Genomic DNA, 17,898 nt, shown 5'->3' with positions numbered 1-17,898 from the left:
AAAATGTGAAAAACGCTTCATTTGAGGAAAATATAAATGCGTAAATGTAAAAACACGTTTCCACGATCATCTTTTATATTCAACTTTACAATTAAAAAAACGTCTACGGTGATGTTTTTGAATAATGAGGGTAATGACGAATTATCTTACGCTTTTGTTTCTTGCATTCTCGTGAGGTTGCATCGCTCATTCAAAACAAAACGCCATTGTACTGTTTATTCACGCGCTTTTTTAAGGAGCATCTCTCAATGTTCCCAAACTCATTTTACAACGATGTTTGAATAGTATAACGCAAAATGCCCTGTGAATACTACAAGATTTATGTCCTCCATCTTTCCCATCGTGACAATAAAGTGCAAATCAGAATCATCATTTTATTTTTCAGCTCTTAAATGTTGGTGCAACCTTAATATTGAGAAAACCCTCGGCATTTGAGGGGTATTTTTACTCTTTTCTTCAATAGTATCTATATACTTCCTAGGTTGTGATACGCAAGGAAATGGTCTTAATATTTTAAGGTACGCGGGATATTTTGATAAAATAAAGTGTACCACTAAAGTATATACAGCTTATTTCTTATATTAAAAAATTAAATCGCTTTTCTCTAAAATTACTTTTTATATATTCATTTTGGAAAATTAACATCAGAAATCTAAGCATTTTCAATGGTTTCAAAAATAGCAAGAATTTTATTTATTAAACGCCAGATATTTTGGTGAAGTGCGTTAGATAATAATTAAGAAGTGTTGCATCTTAGTTTTGAAAAATGGGGGAGAGATTTTGAAAATAAAAAAATCTATATATGTGAAACATCTTCAATTGCGTTTACAGTACTTTTTATTCAATAATCCATACAATATTTTTATTCGTATTTTATTTGTAGCAGGGGGGGTTCTATTTTCCTCTTACGCAGAAGCTGAAAGGCTGCCTTCTTTTTTTGATTCGCATGAACATTTGGTACAACCTGATACAACGGATATCTTTCGTTTGCGTTTTGTAACAACTTTTGATTTTCCTCCTTTTAATTTTATTGATCAATCGGGGTATCTTGCAGGTTATAATATCGATTTATTGCGCGCTATTTGCTCAAAATTAAAATTAGAGAAGCTTTGTGAAATAGAAGTGATTCCTTGGAAAGAGCTTTTAGAACATGTTAAAAATGGTGGTGCAGAAGTCATTATTGCGGGTTTAAAAGAAACAAGTAAAACCCAGCAAGATCTTGTTTTTACAAAGTCATATTTGCGCTTTCCAGCGCGATTTGTTGCTTCTCGACGTTTAAATCTCGATGAGCCAATAAGCGATCAATTGATACATTTAACCAGTGGTGTTTTGTCTAAAAGTGTTCACGAAAAACTCTTTCAATATTATTTTCCTAAAGCCAAATGGCAAGGGTTTAAAAAGAGAGAAGAGCTCTATAAAGCATTACAAGAGCGTAAAATTGACCTTATTTTTGATGATGGATTTGCTTTATCATTATGGTTCAAAAAACAAAAATCTGTTGATTGCTGCCATTTTGTTGGGGGGGCATATATGGCGCCACAGTTATTGGGGCAAGGAATGCAGCTTGCTGTTGCAAAAAAGAATGAAAAATTGGTTGATATACTCAATTATGCGCTGAAATCTCTAGAAGAGGATGGTAAACTTACAGAACTTTATTTGCGTTATTTTCCAATAAGTTTTTTTTGATGAGTAGTTTTTTAATTAAGGGCTGTTAATCTTTCTGCGCCTAGTCGATAGGAAATAGCTTCTGCGAGATGATAGCGTGAAAGAGTATCTGATCCGTCAAGATCAGCAATTGTGCGTGCAACTTTGAGAATGCGATGATAAGCGCGTGCGGAGAGGTGCATTTTTTCACTCACATCTCGTAAGAGTATGGTCGCACTTTTATCAGGAATGGCAATCTGTTCTATAATTTTGGCAGGGCAATCGCCATTGGTACGAATATGATCAAACCCCATTGTTGAAAAACGTTTAGCTTGAATGGTACGGCACCGTGCGACGCGTTTGGCAACGTCGCAGCTTTTTTCTGATTGTTCTGGTTGCATAAGGTCCATAGCCGTCAAAGCAGGGACATCAATCCGTAAATCAATTCGGTCAAGCAGAGGACCAGAAATACGGGACTGATAATCGATTTGACAGCGTATCCCTTTAGGGCAAACATGGTCTTTTTCGCCTGCCATACCACAACGGCAAGGATTCATTGCGGCAATAAGTTGGAAGCGAGCAGGATAGCTAATATGGTGATTAGCGCGGGCGATAACTGACTCCCCACTTTCTAAAGGTTGACGAAGAGAATCAAGAACCCGTGGAGAAAATTCAGGCAATTCATCAAGGAATAACACACCATTATGAGCAAGGGAGACCTCTCCCGGTCGTCCTTTAAGCCCTCCACCAATCATTGCGGCCATGGAAGCAGAATGATGTGGGGAACGAAAGGGGCAATGAAGTGAAATGGTCTTATGAACCGTTTCTCCTGTAATAGAAGCAATCAGAGAGACATCTAAAAGCTCACGGCTATCAAGAGGTGGCAAAATGGAAGGTAAGCGTTGCGCTAGCATAGATTTTCCAGCACCAGGGGGACCTACAAACAAAAGGTTATGGCGTCCAGCAGCACAAACTTCTAAGGCACGTTTGGCTGTTTTTTGTCCTTTGATTTCGCAAAGATCTGGAAGTTCAGTTTCGATAGTATATTGGCGCGGTTGTGGACGTTTTTGAATTTGGGTTCCTTTGAAATGGTTGACTATAGTGAGCAGAGTCTCTGGAGCAAGAATATTTATTTCTGCATTTGCCCATGCTGCTTCAGGTCCACATTGGAAGGGACAAATCAGTCCTTTATCGAGTGATAAAGCTGTCATGGCAGCTGGTAAAACACCATTAACAGCGGTAAGTGAACCATCCAGTGATAATTCTCCTAAAATGATATAGTCTTGAGCTACTTCGGGAGGGAGGATTCCCATAGCAAGCATTAAGCCTACGGCGATTGGCAAATCATAATGCGATCCCTCTTTAGGCAAATCAGCTGGTGCAAGATTAATCGTAATTCGTTTAGTAGGCATAGAAAGTCCACAAGCGTGGAGGGCTGCTTGTACACGTTCACGGCTTTCTGCAACTGCTTTATCAGCTAATCCAACAATAGCCATTCCTATTTTACCAGACGAAATCATAACCTGTACATCGACAGGGACTGCCTCTAGACCGCGAAAAGCAACAGTTGTAATACGTGCGATCATTTATTTATTTTCCCCCTTTAGACTTGGTAGAGACAATCATATCTATTTATAAAAATCAAGAAGCATCTCTATAGCTTTTTTTATAGAGAGAACTATATACGTGGGCAGTTTTTTAGCATTCCCATGGAAAGTCATTTGTACAAATTTAACCATGATGATATGGGACGCAATAAAACATTTATAATAAGCTAAATAAATATGTTAAGAAAAAAAGAATGAGGCTGTTCGTGTTATACAACAGTGCAAAATTTTATGAAAATATAAGGGGAGGATAACGTTATGTATCGCAGAGTGTTATTTGATGTGATAAAACGTGTAAAATGTGCAAAGTAATTATATTTACCTTTCTTATTTTTATATTATTTAAAGCGTAGTAGATGCAAAGTGTATTATAAGGTATCTGATTTTATGGTATACCAGACAAGAATTTTGTTAAAATCAGGGACTGTGCGCTGTGTATTTATAGGCTTGTGTTTTACTTTTTCTTTTCCACAGCCACTTGCTGCATTTGATTTTTTCGGCATCCCTCTTTTTGGTCAAAAGAAAACAAATTCTTCTTCACATTATGCCAAAAGTACAGAGAAATTTTATAAAGTTGATGTTGTTGCACCGCCAGGTGCACCATTAGAAGGTATAAAAATAGTTAAATCTGTTTCTTCTCTTGTTGCTGATAAAGAGAAAGCATCCGCCAGTTCTTCTGGTTTGCTCGCCAAGGCGCGTTCAGATTATCGAGCAATTCTTTCTGCTCTTTATGCTGATGGACGCTATGGTGGTGTTATTAGCATTAAAATTAATGGCTTAGAAGTCGCTGATTTAAGTCCGGTAACTCAACTTCCAGCACAATCGAATATCGTTATTACAATTAATGCTGGTCCACAATATGTTTTTAGTATTGCCAATATTGATAAAGTAGCTCCGTTTGAAAAACGTAAAGCGCATAAAATGCCCACAATTGAAGAATTGGGCTATAAAGTTGGGGCTATTGCTAAATCTGAAACCATTTTGAAAGCAGAAAAATGGGCGATAGAAGGATGGCGGCAACAAGGTTATGCTAAAGCTAAAATTATGAAGAGTGAAGTCGTGGCTGATCATGCTACATTGCGTGTTGAAGGACGGATTGTTGTTGGTCCTGGACAAAAGGCTTATTATGGTCCTTTAAGTGTGCGTAATATAAGTAAGAAACCACGTGTAGATTCAGCTTATATCGCGTGGATGACCGGATTGAAACCAGGGCAGATATACGATTCTGATGCGTTAGCTAAGGCAAATGAACGTCTTGCGCGCCTTGGTGTTTTTCGTGCTATCAATATACGTGAGGCTGATACTATTAATCTAGATGGTAGTTTACCGCTTGCACTTGTTGTACAAGAACGTAAACCGCGTCGTTTTGGTGTAGGCGGTAGCTATTCAACTTTAGACGGTGCTGGTTTTGAGACTTATTGGATGCATAATAATCTTTTGGGTCATGCAGAGACTCTTAAAATTGAAACAAAAATAAGTGGTGTTGGTAGCAATAAAAAGCAATCATATAATTTTAAAAATTTTGATTATCTTTTCGGTGGTACATTTGTAAAGCCCGGTGTACTCACGCCAGATACAGATTTCAGATCAGAATTAAAAATACAACAAGATGTTTTAGAAAATTATACGACAAAAGCCATCAAAGGAAAATTAGGTATTACGCATATTTTTAATGGTAATCTATCGGGACAGGCTGCTGTAGAAGTTTCAAATGGTTATTCACGTGATATCTATTTTGGGAGCCGTAATTTTACAACAATCGGTTTCCCTAGCGGCTTGATTTACGATAGTCGTAATAATAAGTTTAATGCAACAAAAGGTTTATATGGTGAAGTTTTCATTGAGCCTTTTTATGAGATGCGTTTTAGCAACTTTGTTGCAAAAGTAACAGCAGAAGGTCGTTCTTATTGGGCGTTGGATGAAGGGGATCGTTTTGTTGTTGCTGCGCGGGCAAAGCTTGGTACAATTCTTGGGAATGATACAGCACAAGTACCCGCAAATACGCTTTTTTTTGCTGGTGGTGGGGGCTCTGTTCGTGGTTATGCTTACCGTAATATTGGTATCAAAACAGAAAATGATGGGGTTGTTGGTGGACGGGCGCTTATTGAGGGGTCAGCAGAATTGCGTGTTTCTGTAAATGATAAAATAGGGTTTGTCAGTTTTCTTGATGGAGGTTTAGTAGGGAAAAAGGCGAATTTTGATTTTTCTCAAAAAATTAAATGGGGAGCCGGTATAGGAGGTCGTTATATGACGGGTCTTGGTCCTTTACGCGTTGATTTAGCCTTTCCTTTAAAGAGAGAGAAGGGTGACCCTCGCATTGGTTTTTATGTGGGTATAGGGCAAGCATTTTAATGAAAAAAGGTGTACGTTTATCAGCTTTCTTCTTTGTATTTTTGTTTTTTGGGGTGGGTGGTTTTGTTTTTGCGCAAAGAGGAGACATTCTTCCCTCTAGCGAAATGAAAACAGATGATCGCTCATGGTTTGTTTCTTTAATTGAACGAAAGCTTTCAGCGCCTAATCGTCAAGTTCGTTTACACAATATGCAAGGGACACTGTCTTCTCAAACATCAATTGATACTATTACTGTCAGTGATAAAAAAGGAGTTTGGCTTAAAATTACCAATGCTAAAATGGATTGGAATCGTCTAGCGTTGCTGAGAGGGCGGATGGATATTAACCAGCTTTCGGCAGAACAGGTTACATTTTTACGCAAACCGCAAGGCAATTCTTCTTTTGTTTCTTCCCTTGAGACTGGTAAATTCTCTTTACCAAAATTGCCGCTTGCTCTTTCTATCAATACGCTTACAGCTCAACATGTGACATTTGAACAGAATCTTTTTGGTTTTTCTGCTGATATGTCCTTAAAAGGCAATTTCACCTTGGCTGGTGGTAATTTTGATGTCGATATAGCGGCGCATCGTTTAGATGCACCGGGTTCTTTTTCTGTTCTCACCAAGATATCTGATAGTAATCGTACAGCTCAAATTGATATTTCTGCTAACGAACCACAAAATGGTATTTTGGCGAATATTTTTAACATTGAACAACGTCCAGCATTAAGTCTCGTCGTGAAAGGTGATGGTACTTTTGATGATTTGGTTATCAAACTTTCTTTAGAGTCCGATCATCATTCTATTTTAGATGGTAATGTTATTCTTGAAAGTGTTCCAGAAGGACAGAGTTTTTCTACGAAATTAGAGGGAACACTGAGCCCTTTAATACCTGTTCAATATCGTAGTCTCTTCGAATCTGATATAACATTAAAAGCAAAGGCAAGAAGAACAAAAGAAGGTGTGACACACCTTGATCAGATGGTTATTCAGAACAAAGCAATGAATGTTATAGCCAATGCTGAAATAACCGCCGATGGATTCTTGCGACGGCTTTTTGTTGATGGCAAAATGGCTCTTGATAACGAAAAGGAGTCTATTCATTTACCTATATCAGAAGTGCCAAAACCTGCGAATACTCTTGCTTTGAACATTGACTATGGTCGCGAAGGTCAACAATCTTGGAATGGGCGGTTGGTTGTAAATCATTTAAGCAATAAAAATATTTATATTCGCGATGCAATTTTTGATATGGGAGGAGTAAGCGAAAATCTTGATAATGCAGCTTCTCGTCATGTTGGTGTTCAGGTTAAAGGGACGCTTCAAGGGGTTAAAAAGATTAAGGGAGTGTTAGTAGAAAATTTAAGCCAAGCGGTTCATGTGCATTTAGATACGGATATTGTTTCGAACAAACCAATTTTGATTCATGATCTGAGTGTTACGGCTCAGGGTTTTTCTTCTTGGTTAAAAGGGACAATGGAGAATTTTGTTTTTAAAGGCGATCTCGGTTTAAAAGCTCAAACATTAACTCCTTTGGAAGTGTTCAGTAAACAATCACTTTCTGGTAGTGCAGATATTAAAGCCAAAGGAACGATCAGTTTATTGAGTGGTATTTTTGATCTAAAATTATCAGGAATGGCTGACGATATGAAAATAGGCATGCAGTCTTTTGATCGTTTATTCAAAGGAAATACTACTCTTTCAGGTGGCGCTGCTCGAAATACAATGGGCTTCACTTTACGTCATTTTAATTTGAAAAATCAATATACAAACATAGAGGCTAATGGTTATTTTTCAGATGAAAGCGCTAAAATGGATCTATCTGCTCAAATATCTGATTTGTCCAAATTAGATCCAAAGATAAGCGGTGCGCTTACAATTCAAAGTACGGCGAGAGGGCGCAATAGCCATATAAAACTAAATACACGTGCCCATATTGATGAAGCATTAATTGTAGGGAAGAAACTTCAAAACACAACACTTAATATAGATGCATTTGTAGATAATACAGCACCAGTTACTTCTTTAACGGGGGCGGTAAAAGGTGAAGGGGTTTTTGCTAAAAAAACTTTGCATTTATCGGCCTCTTTTGAAGATTCTCATAAAATTCGAAAACTTGAAAATATCGATATTAGAGGGGGAAGTGCAAAAATAACGGGTGATCTTTCTCAACAACTTGGCGGTTTTTTGAAAGGAGCGCTGCATATTGATGCCGATGATATTTCCGTACTTTCAGCGTTATTTTTGCAGGATGGTAGTGGAAAAGTAAAAGGAGATTTTATTTTTGATGAACAAAATGGCAGACAAAAAACCAATGTGAAGGCGCATGTTAACCATTTGAATTTTTCCAAGAATAAAATAAAAAAATTGGCAATAGATGCTGACATATTCGATCCTTTTGGCATGACTCAGTTTGAAGGAGTTATCAATGCAGAACATATTCAAACACCTTTGGTAATGGTCAATCGTTTAAATGCTCACGCTGATAGGAATAATGGACAAACGGTTTTTACTGTCCAGGCGATGTTGCATGATACTCTCAATGCACGGCTTTCTGGTCGTTTAATGGTTGAGGAACTTCCAGAAAGTATAAAACGAGAAGTGCAAATTGAAGCTGTGGACTTAAAACAACATACTTTTCATGCAACATTGCCGAAGCCATCTATAATTTCTTTTGATAAAGATGGAATGACAATCAATGAATTAGGAATTGCAATAAATGGAGGCAACATCATTTTAGCAGGAAATATTCAAGATACCCTGAATTTACAACTTACAATGAATGCGCTTCCTGCTGCTTTAGTCAATCTGTGGAAATCCGATCTTGGAGCAGCAGGGAGTGTAACAGGGCAGGTTATGATTCGTGGTCATTTAAAAAAACCTGATATAACTTACGATATAAAAGGTGAGGGACTGACAACTGTTGCTTTTCAAGATAAAAAAATTATGCCTTTTTCTCTTTCTGCTACGGGGAACACTGTAGATCAAAATCTTACTTTGAATGCAAATTTAACAGGAGAAGGAGTACAAGCACAAGCTCAGGGGCGTGTATCTCTAGAGAAAAATGCGCTTGATCTTCATATTAATTTGCAAAATTTATCTGCACGTTTGGCGAATGGTTTTATTGCAGGACAAGCGCTTGATGGGACAGTGATAGGTAAAGTTGATATTGGTGGAACAATGAAGGATCCATCTGCTCATTTTGAGCTTTCTAGTCAAAATTTAACCGCTATGACGCATAAAGGACCGATGTCAATCAATATAAATGCTCGTGGTTCTTATAAAAAATCGACATTTCATATTGAAAATATGATAGCTACTGGAGATAAAGGATTAGATCTTTCCATTCATGGGCCTGTATCTCTTAATGGTTCAGAGGCAAAATTAAACGTTAAAGGGATAATGCCTCTTGATTTTGTTAATCTCTTATTAGCTAAGCGTGGTGCACATATAACGGGTACAGCAAGAATTGATACAGCTCTTAATGGGTCATTATCAAAGCCACAATTGATAGGAAATATTTCTATAGGCGACGGTAGCTTTTTTGATTCACAAACAAATGTAGGATTAAATAATATAACAATTGAAGGCAAATTGAAAGGTGATCATATCCTTATAGAAAAAGCTTCAGCTTCTTCGTTTGAGGGGGGAGGAATTTCTGCTTCAGGTCGTATCTCTAATGGTCTAGAGACAGATTTGATATTTCATCTTGATAATGCCAATTATAATGATGGTTCTATGATTCTGGCAACATTATCAGGTGAGATGACAATGACAGGTCATTTTTTAAATAGTCTTGTTCTTGGTGGTGATATCATCGTTGAAAAAGCTGAAGTTTTTGTTCCTGATCATTTTAAAAGTGCCAAGTTTCTTGATGTTAGAAATAAGAATTTAACTAAATCGATTCAAACAACACTTGAACGTGCTGATGTTAAGAACACGAACAAAAGCAAAAGCCGTATAGTTACACAAGAATCTTCATCTGTCGTGCTATCAAACATGCGTATTACAGCACGCAATCAATTTTTTGTACGCGGAAAAGGCTTAGATGCTGAACTGGGAGGACGCATTAATCTAGCAGGTCCATTGAATGATGTGCATCCAGTTGGTGAATTTAGAATGATTCGTGGACGTTTTGATATCCTGTCACAACGTCTTAATTTTGATCAAGGACAAGCGAGTTTTAGTGGTAATCTTAATCCTACGGTTTATTTTGTAACCAACAATAACAGTGGTGATATTCGTGTCACTGTAACTGTAAGTGGGACGGTTGATAATCTTGATATTAATTTTTCATCACAACCAAATTTGCCTCAGGATGAGATTTTGGCGCGTTTGATTTTTAATCGCTCTCTTAATGAATTATCACCATTTCAGATTGCTCAACTTGCAGCAGCAGCGGCTGATCTTGCAGGTAGTTCTAATACATCTTTGTTGAATACTTTACGAACTAAAATTGGACTTGATGATCTTGATGTTATCGTTAATGAGAAGGGGAATACAGGCTTACGTATTGGACGCTACATACACAATAATATTTATTTGGGTTTTGAAGCAGGGTCTGATGGAACGACGAAAGGGACAATTAATTTAGATATTTCGCGTCATCTCAAAGCTAAAGGTGCCATAGGAAATGAACAAAATTCTAGTATAGGTCTCTTTTATGAAAGAGATTATTAAAGATTGAATTTTAAAAAAACAATTTCTTCGTTTTTTGTCTCTCATTTCTAAATCTGAGGAAGGAGGCATAGACTAGAAATCCTATAAAAGAAGAAGCTTTTTGTTGAGGCGTGAAGAGATATATCTGAAATATTCGATTTTTGTTATGCTATTCTCTAAAGGGACAAAATCTTCACGAAAGATAGTATGTTATTTTGCTGCTATATATTTATTTTAGAGAAGTACCTTACCTTGTTTTCAAGCCCATATCGTGCTGTTGCCTAAAGAATGGAGTTTGTGCAATATATTGATTTATAAAGATAATTTATTGTTATTCAACTTGAATTAGAACTTTGCATATCGTACGAATCTCTTTCGTATTGAATCAATCAAAACCATTCGGTTTGTATACTACAAGCGGAGAATCCTGTGTGGATAAAACTATTAAGAAATGACTAAAAATGCCTCTTATGAATCATCTCGAGAGCTAAGAGCTGTCGCAACATTAGGAGTTGGCAGAATAGTGTGAATGGTGCCAGCTTGTTACTCCATAAGCGTAAAGATAGGGCAGCTTAATGGATTTATCATTATACAATTCACGGACGTTATCGCGAAATGGGCTTGGGGAAGACTTTGAGAGAGGTTTCTTTAAAACAAGCAGGTGAATTTGCAACACAATGGCATTCTGTTTTTATGTGAAGGACATGATTCCATTAAAGACCGTCAAAAACGTGAGGCAAGCAGAGAATTCATAAGATATCGATTTTATTGTCAAACGCATTTAAAGCAATATTTTTTAATAATAAAAATTACCTATTATTTTAGATTTTGTTTATTGTGTCTGGAATAAGATCACTTTTCTTATAACGAATAGCTCCCCAAACAGAATACTCCAAAATATAACATTATTGTGTTGCAAGTTTATGTACTTGTTTTAAGGGAACATTTCTCAGTGTGCGCTTGAGTCTATTTCATAAGATTGCTTGTGAAATGGTATAAAGTACCTCTTATGAATGGTATAAAATCCACACTACCATTATTAATAAAGGTATAAGTATTTACTAAAGCTATAAGCCGGCATTATCATTCTATTTTCCAGCTTCTCATGTTGCTGACAATCTTTTCACTTGAAAGTGTAGAGGTATTTTTATTGCTTATCTTAAGAGTTTTTATGCATATACCAATATCTCTTATGACGTACAACAAGCGCTTTTGATTGATTCATCATAAATATAAAGAAAATTTGCAATAAGCAAATTACATCTTATCTTTTGCATTCAACAAAATAGCGAGTAAAGTTTTCATCTAAATCCAAGAATTTTATTTTCAATAAACCATAAATTATTTACCAATTCTTGATTGAAGTAATGCTTTTTCTTGATAACAAGTCTTTTTTTATAAATGGAGCATTACCTTCTATCCATTTTTTATTTCAAATCTTATTTAAGGATCTAGAAATTAGGGGGTATGTTTTTTGAACTGGATATTATGAAGTTTTTTATAAAACCCATGTTCTTTTGCGAGCAATTCTTTTTGAGTACCTTGTTCAATCAGTTGTCCATTTTGTATGACCACAATTTTATGAGCACGAGCAATCGTTGAAAGGCGATGAGCAATAATGATTGTTGTGCGTCCTTTAGTAAGGTGGTGAATGGCTTCATTAATTTGTGCTTCGGTGTGTGAATCGAGCGCACTTGTTGCTTCATCAAGAATCAGAATTTCACTATCGTGAATCATTGCTCTAGCGATAGCGAGTCGTTGTTTTTGCCCCCCTGAAAGATTACAGCCATTATCACCTATCTGTGTATCATAACCATTTGGCAAACGCATAATAAAGTCATGAGCATTTGCTGCTTTTGCTGCTTCGATAATTTCGTCATCACTAGCCCCTTCTTTTCCAAGCCCGATATTATATTTAACAGTTCCTTGAAAGAGAAAAGTATCCTGTCCTACATAGGCCATCAGGTTTCTCAGAGAGCGAAATGTTGTGTAGCGGATGTCTTGATCATTAATTAATATGCGTCCTTTTGTGGGATCATAGAGTCGCATAATAAGGTTAATAAAGGTAGACTTTCCCGAACCTGATGGTCCCACCAATGCTGTCATTTTCCCAGCTTCTATTTCTAGGTTGATGTCTTTCAATACCATTTTGTTCTCAGTGTATGCAAAAGAAACATGTTCGAAGCGAATAGCTCCTTGCGTTTTATTCAGATCTTTAGCTTCTTTATGTTCTATAACTGTAAGAGGATGGTCGAGTATTTCAAACATCGTGCGGATATTGACCAATCCAGATTCAATTTTTACACGTACATTTGCTAGTCTTTTTGCGGGCTCATAAGCTAAAAGTAAAGCAACAATAAAAGACATAAATTCACCTTGAACACCTGCGCGTTGGGTTGCAAGGTAACCGGAAAAACAGATAATACCAGCAATGGCAACACCTGTGAGTGTTTCCATAATCGGATTTGTAATAGCTTCGAGTGTTGCAATATTATTTGTTTGTTTTTCAACATCACAAATAGCTTTATCCATTCTTTTCTTCATGACTTCTTCTAGTGAAAAAGCCTTAATGACTCGAATGCCAACAGCAGTTTCCTGTACGATTTTTATAATTTCACCAAGTGAAAGGAGCTCTTTTTCCATAAGGCGGCGAACGCGTTTTAAAGCCATTCGAACGCCTAAAAAAGCTAGTGGTCCTATGATTAAAGTAATGGAAACTAATATAAAGTTTTGAATAAACATGACAAGCAACAAACCACTAACGGAAAGCAAATCACGTACAAAAGTTGTGATAATAGTATCAATTATATTACGTACGGCTGTCGCGTTATGAGTTACACGAACAAGAAGATCAGATGAAGTGTTATTATGATAAAAAGAGACTCCTTGTTCCATAAGTCGGGCAAAAATTTTACGCTGTTGTTCAGCAATGATACTATTGCCTGCTTTGTTTAGAAAGTAAGTTTGGAAAAAAGTTGCAACTCCTTTGAGAATAAAGATAAAAGCAATGAAGCTAGAAATCAAAACAATCATAGGAAAATTTTGTGCATCAATAATCTGATTAACAACATCCCGCATAATCCATGCACTCGTTGCAGTTGTACCAGAAATGATGATCATTGAGAAAATAGCCGCACTGTACCAACGCGCATGTTTATGAAAATTTTCTCGCAAAAGACGGATAATAAGATGTTTATCAAAAGAGGAAATTTGTTTTTTAGCCATGAAGAGCTTCTATATTCTCTCATTATTTTATGCAAGATTGAAACACTCTTAATTAAAAAGCCCCTTAATCTTTTTTACAAAAATAGCTTTTTCTTTCAAGGTTCATCACATCAATTTCACGACGGTGAGAGTGAAGAATGTAGTTCAAAGTTTCTGTAAAAGGTATAACGAAAATTCGTTGTTCATCATTATTTTTAGTTTTCAATAAAAGATACCGGTGAGTTTCACTATTGTATTTACCAATTTCCATATTGTGATAGCCTTTGGCACTTGAAATGGCTCACAAAAAACATTTCTGCTTTTTTAATAATTTTTATGTATCATCTCCATTTGTGATGTGTAAGCAAACAATTTTGCCGCATTGCATGATAAAAGAGCTTGAAATAAGAAGACCTTACGATGTTGAGCTTTCTCATTAATATGCAAAATGACGAATTCTTCTTATAAATTGATAAAGCATTATTAAACTCTTAAAAGGATTTATACACATTTATAAAACCTTAAAAGCACCACAAAAATTCTATGTGGTGCTTCTAAATAATACTATACACATCATTTTGATGCGTTGCATGCGAATATTATTCCAATGCAAAACTATTTAGGTGCTATCACCATCATCATTTGCCGGCCTTCAAGCTTTGGCTCCAATTCGATTTTGGCAATTTCACTTGTATCTTCTTTCACACGCTGAAGAAGCTTTAATCCAAGATCTTGGTGAGCCATCTCACGACCACGAAAACGCAAAGTAATCTTTACTTTATCACCATGATCAATAAAGCGATGAACAGCCTTGAGTTTGACTCCATAATCATGGACATCAACATTTGGGCGCATCTTAATCTCTTTGATTTCGATGACTTTTTGCTTCTTACGTGTTTCAGCAGCTTTTTTTTGGGTTTGATATTTTAATTTTCCCAAATCGATGATTTTACATACAGGTGGCTCCGCATTTGGTACAATTTCAACCAAATCAAGTCCCGCATCTGCAGCCATAGCAAGAGCTTCTTGTATCGCAACAACTCCCTGATGTTGTCCCTCATCATTGATAAGCTGAACATGAGGTACCCGAATATCCTGATTTGAACGTGGTCCGTCTTTTTGGGTAGGTGTCATTTTAAACGGTTTACGAATGGTTTATGCTCCTTAAATTTTGATTCAACTACAGTTAATTTAATATACAATTATGTACCTAAAAACAACTATAATTCGTGTTATTTTCATTATTTGATTTATTACTTTTTGGAATGATTTAGATTATAAAAGTTTTTCTCTTAATTTAAAGAATTTGTTTTATAGAGGATAAAAAATCATGGATCAAAATATTCCTTGTCAGTTTTTTTCATTTGAGAACACCGCACTTGCAGTACGCTATCGCAAGGGGCGCCAATCTCCAGGTTTGGTTTGGCTTCCTGGCTATCAATCCGATATGTTAGGAAGTAAGGCAGCGTTAGTTGATCAGTTTGCTCAGAAGAATGATTTGTCTTGTTTACGTTTTGATTATTCTGGACATGGAGAATCTGAAGGTGATTTTTTTCAAGGAACAATTTCGCGTTGGGTTAAGGAAAGTTTAGCGACTTTTGAAACCTATTGTGAGGGTCCACAAATTTTGATTGGTTCCTCTATGGGGGGGTGGATTGCGCTAAGGCTTGCAATGATGCTAGCACAGAAAAATAAGAAGCTTGCTGGCATGATATTGATTGCTCCAGCACCTGATTTTACACAAACATTGGTGGAACCAAAATTAGGCCCAGAAGAATGGAAGGTTTTGGAAGAAAAAGGCTATATTGAACGACCTGCAGTTGATGATACAGAGCCAATGCCCTTTACAAAAACATTGATTGAAGATGGGCGCGAAAATTGTGTTATGAAAGGATGCATTGATGTTGGGTGTCCAGTCCATATTCTACAAGGGATGGAAGATGAAGATATTCCCTATCAGCATACATTGACTTTACTTGATCATTTACCTCTCCATGATGTAACATTGACACTTGTTCGTGATGCAGATCATCGCTTTTCTCGTCCACAAGATTTAGATTGCCTTGAAACAGTATTGAGATCTTTTATTAATCAGATTAATGCAAAGTAAGGGGTACATTTATTGATGAAGATAAAAATATATGAGCATTTCTAAACAGCATTTTATTTTTTCTGAGCGTTTTGTACCTGTACGGGTGCGGGAAAATAAGTATGCGCGCCGTCTTACCTTACGTATTGATGCCAGAAGTCAGGAGATTTGTGTAACAACACCACCAGCAATAAATCTCTATGCGGTTGAAAATTTTATTGAAAAGCATCGATCTTGGATTGAGGCACGTCTTGCTCATGTACAAATCTCTCATAAAAATGCTTATCTCAAAGAAGGGGCGACAATTCCCTTATTGGGTGTTTCTCATACCATAAAGCATAGAGAGGGACGTGGGGTAACAGAAATCATTACAGCAGATGCGGAGCAAGGGCCTGAAATTATTGTTTATGGTCAATTAGAATATCTCCCAAGACGCATTGCTGACGTTTTGAAAAAACAAGCGGCGCTTATTATAACGCCTTTGGTGGCACATTATGCTCATCAGGTAGAGCGTAAAGTCAAATCCATTTGTTATAAAGATACGAGAAGTCGTTGGGGCTCTTGTTCAATCGATAAGCGTCTTTCTTTTTCTTGGCGCCTTATTATGGCACCAAAAGAAGTTGTTGAGTATGTTGTTGCCCATGAAGTTGCTCATCTTGTTGAAATGAATCATGGGCCAAGATTTTGGGCTCTTTGTGAAGAGCTATGTCCTGATAGTAAAACATATCGTGCTTGGTTGAAAGAAAATGCTCCTAGACTGCATGCAATTAATTTTGATTCATATAATTTAGAGGCGTAAAAAACTTTCAAATGAAGGCAATATTTAACGGAACTTTTTGTTGAGTGTTTTGTTGAGTGTTTGCTTGCTCATGCATAATGAGGAAGCCATTGAAGCTCTCAGCACGATTGTTCTCCCCTGCTTGGTTTGCTGAGTGTCTTCAATGTTTTGCTTTATCTTTTTTGTAATTCAGCGTAATAACCCTAAGTTCCGATGACTTATAAAAAAATGGGAAGGTTTTTTTATGTCTGTTCTTACAGATCCACTTCAGCTATTACAGGCACTTATTCGTTGTCCTTCTGTTACACCTCATGAAGCAGGGGCTTTATCAACTTTGGAACAATTTTTAAAAAAAATGGGATTTCACGTCGATCGCCCTGTTTTTACGGATAAAAATACAGATAATGTTGAAAATCTTTATGCAAAAATGGGAAGTGAAGGACCCCATCTTATGTTTGCGGGTCATACGGACGTCGTACCGCCAGGTGCATTGGAAGATTGGACTTATCCACCTTTTGAAGCTGTTATAGATCAGGGGAAATTATATGGGCGGGGTGCTGTTGATATGAAGGGTGGTATCGCTTGTTTTATTGCGGCTCTAGCGCGAGTTCTTGAGAAACGACCCATTAAAGGAAAGGTAAGCCTTTTAATTACTGGTGACGAAGAGGGGCCTGCTGTTAATGGTACGGTAAAACTTCTCAAATGGGCAGAAAAAAAAGGCGAAAAATGGACTGCGGCTCTTGTGGGAGAACCAACAAGCGTAAAGACTGTTGGTGATATTATCAAAATTGGTCGCCGCGGATCGATTTCTGGTGTCATTACCGTGAAGGGTCGCCAAGGTCATGTTGCTTTTCCAGAAAGGGCTGCCAATCCTTTGCCTTTGGCAAGTAAGCTTATTCAAGCATTGACACAAACCGTTTTAGATAAAGGGACAGAAAATTTTCAACCCAGTAATTTGGAGCTAACAAGCATCGATACCGGTAATTTAGCGGTCAATGTTATTCCAGCGCAGACAACAGTTCATTTTAATATACGCTACAATGATCTTTGGACAAAAGAAACACTGATGAAGGAAATTGAAAAGCGTCTTGCTTTGGTGCAATCAAAAAACAATGGTGACCAATATCCCTCTTATCAGCTTGAATGGATTCCAAGTTTAGGAGATGTTTTTTTGACCAAAAATGATAAACTCATTCAAACTTTATCCAATGCTATTAAAAGTGTAACAGGGAATATACCAGAATGTTCCACTTCTGGTGGTACTTCAGATGCACGATTTATTAAGGATTATTGCCCAGTGGTCGAATTTGGCTTACCGGGGCAAACGATGCATATGGTAGATGAGTGTGTAGCCCTTGATGCAATAGAAACACTTACTACTATTTATGAGCGTTTTATTATTGAATTTTTTGCATAAAGAAAAGGTTGCTGGTTCAAAAATACCTTTATCTTGTTGTGCCATAAGATATTGCCATTTATGGTGTGGTGATACGAGACTCGTAAAACTTAATATATTAAGTAGTCTTAGAGTAAGTGATGAATATTCTTAAGTTGGGATTCTTGCCTGTAGAGTCTTTAGTTAAGTGA

10 protein-coding genes and 1 pseudogene are annotated in these 17,898 nt (G+C 36.8%); 7 read left to right on the top strand and 4 right to left on the bottom strand.

All coding sequences use genetic code 11. The features are described 5' to 3' along the window. The first annotated feature begins 780 nt into the window (after positions 1-780). Complete coding sequence (locus tag ACFILO_RS00595; RefSeq protein ID WP_375611372.1) at positions 781-1,686, top strand: transporter substrate-binding domain-containing protein; 906 nt, start codon at positions 781-783, stop codon at positions 1,684-1,686. An 11-nt stretch (positions 1,687-1,697) separates the two neighbouring features. On the opposite strand, the gene ACFILO_RS00590 is transcribed toward ACFILO_RS00595, so the two are convergent. Beyond that, positions 1,698-3,230 carry a YifB family Mg chelatase-like AAA ATPase gene (locus ACFILO_RS00590; protein WP_375677695.1) on the bottom strand — a complete coding sequence of 511 codons (1,533 nt, stop codon included), beginning with the start codon at positions 3,228-3,230 and terminating at the stop codon, positions 1,698-1,700. Positions 3,231-3,638: 408 nt separating this feature from the next. Between ACFILO_RS00590 and ACFILO_RS00585 the strand changes: the two genes are divergently transcribed. The 3 genes and pseudogenes from ACFILO_RS00585 to ACFILO_RS00575 form a co-directional block, all read left to right on the top strand. Then, positions 3,639-5,603 (top strand): autotransporter assembly complex family protein, encoded by a 1,965-nt coding sequence (locus ACFILO_RS00585; protein WP_375652388.1) that lies wholly within the window; start codon positions 3,639-3,641, stop codon positions 5,601-5,603. Continuing rightward, positions 5,603-10,261, top strand: coding sequence for a translocation/assembly module TamB domain-containing protein (locus ACFILO_RS00580; protein WP_375677694.1), 4,659 nt, complete (start codon positions 5,603-5,605; stop codon positions 10,259-10,261). Before ACFILO_RS00585 ends, ACFILO_RS00580 begins: the two co-directional genes overlap by 1 nt. Before the next feature lie 440 nt (positions 10,262-10,701). Beyond that, positions 10,702-10,979 (top strand): annotated as a pseudogene (locus ACFILO_RS00575) (integrase arm-type DNA-binding domain-containing protein); the annotation flags it as partial. A 719-nt stretch (positions 10,980-11,698) separates the two neighbouring features. Here the strand turns inward: ACFILO_RS00575 and ACFILO_RS00570 are convergent. The 3 genes from ACFILO_RS00570 to infC all read right to left on the bottom strand — a co-directional run bounded on the left by ACFILO_RS00570 (position 11,699) and on the right by infC (position 14,578). Further along, complete coding sequence (locus ACFILO_RS00570) at positions 11,699-13,465, bottom strand: ABC transporter ATP-binding protein (RefSeq protein WP_375677693.1); 1,767 nt, start codon at positions 13,463-13,465, stop codon at positions 11,699-11,701. Positions 13,466-13,529: 64 nt separating this feature from the next. After that, the gene (locus ACFILO_RS00565) at positions 13,530-13,715 is read right to left on the bottom strand and encodes a hypothetical protein (RefSeq protein WP_375620867.1); all 186 of its coding nucleotides are present in this window, start codon (positions 13,713-13,715) and stop codon (positions 13,530-13,532) included. Positions 13,716-14,059: 344 nt separating this feature from the next. Then, positions 14,060-14,578, bottom strand: a complete 519-nt coding sequence (gene infC / locus ACFILO_RS00560) for a translation initiation factor IF-3 (RefSeq protein WP_026500140.1) — start codon at positions 14,576-14,578, stop codon at positions 14,060-14,062. Between the two features lie 196 nt (positions 14,579-14,774). Between infC and ACFILO_RS00555 the strand changes: the two genes are divergently transcribed. The 3 genes from ACFILO_RS00555 (at position 14,775) to dapE (ending at position 17,728) form a co-directional block, all read left to right on the top strand. Continuing rightward, positions 14,775-15,554 (top strand): alpha/beta hydrolase, encoded by a 780-nt coding sequence (locus tag ACFILO_RS00555; RefSeq protein WP_375620866.1) that lies wholly within the window; start codon positions 14,775-14,777, stop codon positions 15,552-15,554. A 31-nt stretch (positions 15,555-15,585) separates the two neighbouring features. After that, positions 15,586-16,332 (top strand): M48 family metallopeptidase, encoded by a 747-nt coding sequence (locus tag ACFILO_RS00550; protein ID WP_375620865.1) that lies wholly within the window; start codon positions 15,586-15,588, stop codon positions 16,330-16,332. A gap of 223 nt (positions 16,333-16,555) precedes the next feature. Continuing rightward, positions 16,556-17,728, top strand: coding sequence for a succinyl-diaminopimelate desuccinylase (gene dapE, locus ACFILO_RS00545; RefSeq protein ID WP_375677692.1), 1,173 nt, complete (start codon positions 16,556-16,558; stop codon positions 17,726-17,728). Positions 17,729-17,898: the final 170 nt, after the last annotated feature.

Origin of the sequence: Bartonella sp. AP72JLCBS (assembly GCF_042195705.1) — a bacterium.
GTDB lineage: Bacteria > Pseudomonadota > Alphaproteobacteria > Rhizobiales > Rhizobiaceae > Bartonella.
This window is presented reverse-complemented; position numbering and strand designations above follow the sequence as displayed.

Coding starts and splice junctions, on each gene's coding strand:
- ACFILO_RS00590 (WP_375677695.1), bottom strand. CDS start 3,230: ATGATCGCACGTATTACAACTGTTGCTTTTCGCGGTCTAGAGGCAGTC.
- ACFILO_RS00585 (WP_375652388.1), top strand. CDS start 3,639: ATGGTATACCAGACAAGAATTTTGTTAAAATCAGGGACTGTGCGCTGT.
- ACFILO_RS00580 (WP_375677694.1), top strand. CDS start 5,603: ATGAAAAAAGGTGTACGTTTATCAGCTTTCTTCTTTGTATTTTTGTTT.
- ACFILO_RS00570 (WP_375677693.1), bottom strand. CDS start 13,465: ATGGCTAAAAAACAAATTTCCTCTTTTGATAAACATCTTATTATCCGT.
- ACFILO_RS00565 (WP_375620867.1), bottom strand. CDS start 13,715: ATGGAAATTGGTAAATACAATAGTGAAACTCACCGGTATCTTTTATTG.
- infC (WP_026500140.1), bottom strand. CDS start 14,578: ATGACACCTACCCAAAAAGACGGACCACGTTCAAATCAGGATATTCGG.
- ACFILO_RS00555 (WP_375620866.1), top strand. CDS start 14,775: ATGGATCAAAATATTCCTTGTCAGTTTTTTTCATTTGAGAACACCGCA.
- ACFILO_RS00550 (WP_375620865.1), top strand. CDS start 15,586: ATGAGCATTTCTAAACAGCATTTTATTTTTTCTGAGCGTTTTGTACCT.
- dapE (WP_375677692.1), top strand. CDS start 16,556: ATGTCTGTTCTTACAGATCCACTTCAGCTATTACAGGCACTTATTCGT.